Raw genomic sequence first — 1226 nt, 5'->3', positions numbered from 1 at the left:
AAACGACTGTTTGGGGTTGTATAGTCAAGTAATTAAGTGCATGTGGTGGATGCCTTGGCAGTCAGAGGCGAAGAAAGACGTGATAGCCTGCGAAAAGCTCCGGGGAGGCGGCAAATATCCTGTGATCCGGAGATGTCTGAATGGGGAAACCCACCTGGTATAAGCCAGGTATCGTATGATGAATACATAGTCATACGAGGCGAACGGAGGGAAGTGAAACATCTCAGTACCTCTAGGAAAAGAAATCAATTGAGATTCCCTCAGTAGCGGCGAGCGAACGGGGAACAGCCCATTAAGTCATATCAGTTTTAGTGGAATGCTCTGGGAAGTGCAACCATAGTGGGTGATAGTCCTGTACACGAAAGGGCTGATATGATGATGTCGAGTAGGGCGAGGCACGTGAAACCTTGTCTGAATATGGGGGGACCATCCTCCAAGGCTAAATACTCCTGACTGACCGATAGTGAACCAGTACCGTGAGGGAAAGGCGAAAAGAACCCCTGTGAGGGGAGTGAAATAGATCCTGAAACCGCATGCATACAAGCAGTGGGAGCCAACTTGTTTGGTGACTGCGTACCTTTTGTATAATGGGTCAGCGACTTATATTGAGTAGCGAGGTTAACCGAATAGGGGAGCCGTAGGGAAACCGAGTCTTAATAGGGCGTTTAGTTGCTGGGTATAGACCCGAAACCGGGTGATCTATCCATGAGCAGGTTGAAGGTTAGGTAACACTGACTGGAGGACCGAACCCACTGTCGTTGAAAAGCCAGGGGATGACTTGTGGATAGGGGTGAAAGGCTAATCAAACTCGGTGATAGCTGGTTCTCCCCGAAAGCTATTTAGGTAGCGCCTCGGACGAATACCATTGGGGGTAGAGCACTGTTTCGGCTAGGGGGTCATCCCGACTTACCAAACCGATGCAAACTCCGAATACCAATGAGTACTATCCGGGAGACAGACTGCGGGTGCTAACGTCCGTAGTCAAGAGGAAAACAATCCAGACCGCCAGCTAAGGCCCCTAAATTATAGTTAAGTGGGAAACGATGGGGAAGGCATAGACAGCTAGGAGGTTGGCTTAGAAGCAGCCACCCTTTAAAGAAAGCGTAATAGCTCACTAGTCGAGTCGGCCTGCGCGGAAGATGTAACGGGGCTAAAACTATATGCCGAAGCTGCGGATTTGCAATTTATTGCAAGTGGTAGGGGAGCGTTCTGTAAGCCGATGAAGG

1 rRNA gene (running past one end of the window) is annotated in these 1226 nt (G+C 49.7%); it reads left to right on the top strand.

The annotated features are described in order from the left end of the window. Nucleotides 1–22: 22 nt before the first annotated feature. Nucleotides 23–1226: ribosomal RNA gene (locus C8322_RS12485) — 23S ribosomal RNA — on the top strand; it runs 1705 nt beyond the window's last position.

Source organism: Acinetobacter sp. SM1B (assembly GCF_003289665.1).
In the GTDB taxonomy this organism is placed as follows: Bacteria; Pseudomonadota; Gammaproteobacteria; order Pseudomonadales; family Moraxellaceae; genus Acinetobacter; species Acinetobacter schindleri.
The sequence above is the reverse complement of the archived record's forward strand: the minus strand, read 5'-3'. Positions and strand labels throughout refer to the sequence as shown.